The following is a 3,480-nucleotide window of genomic DNA, read 5'->3' on the forward strand; positions in this document are numbered from 1 at the left end:
TAAACGTAGGTGTTGTAATATCGAGTATTTCACACACCCTATTAATGGAGTAATGATTGAAATAACGCATTTCTACTAGCAATAATTCCTTTTCATTTAGTACCTTTAAGGCATTCTCCACCTTTCTTACTTGCCTTTCTCGGCGCCTTATGGCTTCTTTAAGACCATGAACCTTCTCCTCTAATCTTTCCTCTCTATTAATCACTTCATCTTCCACACTACTACTAAAGGCATAAGTAGCACTTCCAGCTTTCTCATTAGGGCTTGCTCCTCTGATGCCTATTATCTCTTGTATTTCTTCTAAATCTATTTGTAGGTTGGCTATCTCAGCCTTTAGTCGGGGCACTTCATATAAGATGCTTTCTACCTTTTTATAATCACTTTCTTTCACGCTGTCCCTCCTATGCTGTCAAAATTATTTATGCCTCGTAAGCCTTGTCTATAACTTCTATAATACGCTTCTCAAATAGAAGTCTTGGATAGGCCTTTTCTCTTTCCTGATAAGTTGCACCACAAGAAACATACCTTCCAAGTTCCAATAGGACTGCATTAACCACAGCCTCTTTGTTCAAGTGTATGACTTGCTTGTTGCTGGTTTTATTGCTCTTGCATAGGTACAAAGCATCTTCTACTACTTCCTTATCGTGCTCAGCCTGTGCTAGATCAATCTCCCCTGATTTATATTGGCTATATAACCCCCTCATAGCAACATAATAGCATCTCTCCTGTAGTGTTATCTTCTGTCTTATGGGTCTATTATTCTTTGCCAATCTATCAAGTGTTTTTATGTCCATACCAAATCTCCTCTCCTTCAATGAATCAAGTGATAGAATGTTACCTTTCTACTATTTTATCTACTTGCACACAATAAGTATTAATCCATTCATTGGTCTTCTTATCCTTATAGTTTTGCTCATATATTTCACCCACTACTACTACAAGTCTTCCTAATAAATTATCCACACTATTAAATAACATCACCAAGTCATCGCTATTAAATAAGGTTGCTGTAATCTTTTTAGTCTTACCTTTTACCTGATTAACCACAGTAAACTTTACTACCTGACTATTTCTAAAGATTATCTTCTCTATATATCCTTCAAAGTTAAGTCTATTTATCACGCTAAATCTTCCTCTCCATTAATCTTTTATTTTTAACCACACTTACCCCTCTATTCTCTCCTTGAAGCTATCGGCTACTTTTAGGGCATTTGGGGAAATCAGTATTTTTCTATTTATCCTCTCTATCCATTGAGGCTCATGCCCTCCACTACCTTAGGGCAAATAGGGCATCTTTTCTGAAGTTCTTATATATATTTATTACATCTCTATTATTATTTTTTATATTAATATAGAGTTCTATATTCCCTAAAACCTTATAACGCTTGATAGTCAAAGGATTGCTTGGGGAATTTTCTTTCCCTACTTTGCCCTACCATGCCCTAAAATCCATCCTTATACCTTATCCCTCTATAATGATAGTAGCCATTGTACTTATTGCAAATTACTCCATTCTTTTCTGCTCTATCTACTATATTTTTCTTATCCAATCCATTAATGCCATTGGCAATACAAAAGGAAATATATCTTTCTTCAAACTCAGGTTTTGCGATTTTATCCCTCTTGTCACCTGTTATAATGCAGTACTCATTAATAAATCTAAATAAGCTGTCATTGCTCACTCTATATTGCTTATTAGCTTCTTTACTCCTTTCACTCTCAGTTAATACAAAGCTATTGTTCATAAGCCTTTTTAGTCCTTTCAATGCCCAAAGAATGATACCTTCTATTTCCTTTTCCATCTTTTCAAAAAGTCTATTATCCCTTTTTTCCTTGGGTATTACATTGTTACAAGGTATAATGAGAAACCGTTCAAACATATGACTTCCTTTATCATCCTTAATATAGGGCATTTCATTGCACGTAAAAGTTATACCCCCTTTAAATGCAAAAGAAAACGGATCTTTCCCTTTTAACTCTGCTTCAATAATGCCATCACCGGTTATGGCTTTAAATGTACTTCCATCTTCAATATTCGCAGCCTTTTGGTCATCAATAAGCACGCACTTTTTGCCATATAATGCTCCAGCTCCAAAGCGAGCTGATAAGTCTTGAATAGATTTACTACATATATTATGAATACCTATTATTTGAGCTAACATCTTCAGCAATTTTGATTTACCTGTATTCCCTACAGCCCCACAAAGTGCAACTGACTTCTTACATAGGTTTGCATTATAATTAGAAATATTTAGCCCCATCCATTCCTGTAAACTATATGCTGAATCCGTATCGCCTGATACAAGCGTTGCTACAAATTGCTTCCATATTTTAGGTTCTTCTGCCTTTTCATTGTAGTTATATTGGATTTGATAAGTATGATTGTATTGTGGACTGTGTTTAATGAGTTGCCATGTTTGAGTATCTAAAATACCATTTTTGAAATTAATGAGGTGCTCATAAGTATTTAATTGATCATAACTAATAAAGTTGTTAGTGGACACTAAATCCTTATAGGTATCCTCCCATACTGTAGGTCTACGTATTTCAAGAGGAATGTATTCTTTAATTTTGGCTTTTACTTCACCAGCCGACATATGCTTGTAATACCCTTCTTCATACCAATAAATAAAGAATGTTTCACTCCCTTGTTTTTTAACAATATAATAATGGCTGTTATTCCTGATATACTCAGCCAATAGACTTGTATTAACCACTAATTTCCCATGCTTATTAGGCACTAGGTATGGGGCAGAATAGGGGTTAAACTTTCTGTTTATCTCTTCTGCCTTGCTTTTAAATACTTCCTCTTCCCCCCTTCTTATAGCTTCCTCCAATAGAAGCTTGTAATTTTTATCTCTCTCAGCTTTATCCTGTATATCTAAAAAGATGTACGTTTTATCCTCGTTAAAATCTAACCTTGATAATTCAGGCTTTATCTCCTCTTGTTCCACTATCTCGCCTCCTCTTTATAATGATGTGGATTATAATAATCCCCATTGTATGTTCTCATGCATTTTCTGATAGTTAATTCACCGTACGTGGAACCACTTTGCCTCCTGTCCCATTTAGGCCTCATCAACGCACTGTCTCTAAAGAGTCTATCAATCTGTGTGGTATTACCACCTGTCCAGAAGATAAGATAGTCTACAAGTGCCATATCATCCCTTGAAGCATCTCCACTTCCCCACCCATAGTAATAGAGCGTATTAAATTTGGCCTGTTTACGTGCCTTCTCGAGGACTTCACTGTCTGAAAGGGCTTGAACTTGGCTATAAACTAGTTGTGTGGTAGAAATCCTTTTAGGTTCTTGGGCTTTCAAGTACTTCTCATAGAGAGGCTTAATGCTCTCTGTACAATCCCTAAGTGTGGTATAAGGCTCAATCACCTTCCCTGTTACTGTAAAGAATCGCCCTTTCTCGTAGCACTCAAAGTTGCCTTTTCTGCAAGCTCCCTGTGGCTTAGTGCCTTTACAAATGA

General features: G+C 36.0%; 4 protein-coding genes and 1 pseudogene. All 5 read right to left on the reverse strand.

Annotation, left to right across the window (positions count from 1 at the left end; all coding sequences use genetic code 11):
• Window positions 1-391: hypothetical protein (locus ACLTBU_RS16990; protein ID WP_412220177.1), on the reverse strand; the 391-nt coding region annotated here is incomplete at its 3' end.
• A gap of 28 nt (window positions 392-419) precedes the next feature.
• Window positions 420-794 (reverse strand): hypothetical protein, encoded by a 375-nt coding sequence (locus ACLTBU_RS16995; protein ID WP_412220178.1) that lies wholly within the window; start codon window positions 792-794, stop codon window positions 420-422.
• A 40-nt stretch (window positions 795-834) separates the two neighbouring features.
• Window positions 835-1,122, reverse strand: a complete 288-nt coding sequence (locus tag ACLTBU_RS17000) for a hypothetical protein (protein ID WP_412220180.1) — start codon at window positions 1,120-1,122, stop codon at window positions 835-837.
• A gap of 320 nt (window positions 1,123-1,442) precedes the next feature.
• Window positions 1,443-2,954 carry a phage/plasmid primase, P4 family gene (locus tag ACLTBU_RS17005; RefSeq protein WP_412220182.1) on the reverse strand — a complete coding sequence of 504 codons (1,512 nt, stop codon included), beginning with the start codon at window positions 2,952-2,954 and terminating at the stop codon, window positions 1,443-1,445.
• Window positions 2,954-3,480, reverse strand: a pseudogene (locus tag ACLTBU_RS17010) (hypothetical protein); the annotation flags it as partial. The gene ACLTBU_RS17005 and the pseudogene ACLTBU_RS17010, both read right to left, overlap by 1 nt.

It is taken from the genome of Zhenhengia sp., assembly GCF_046966505.1.
GTDB classification, from domain to species: domain Bacteria; phylum Bacillota; class Clostridia; order Lachnospirales; family Cellulosilyticaceae; genus Zhenhengia; species Zhenhengia yiwuensis.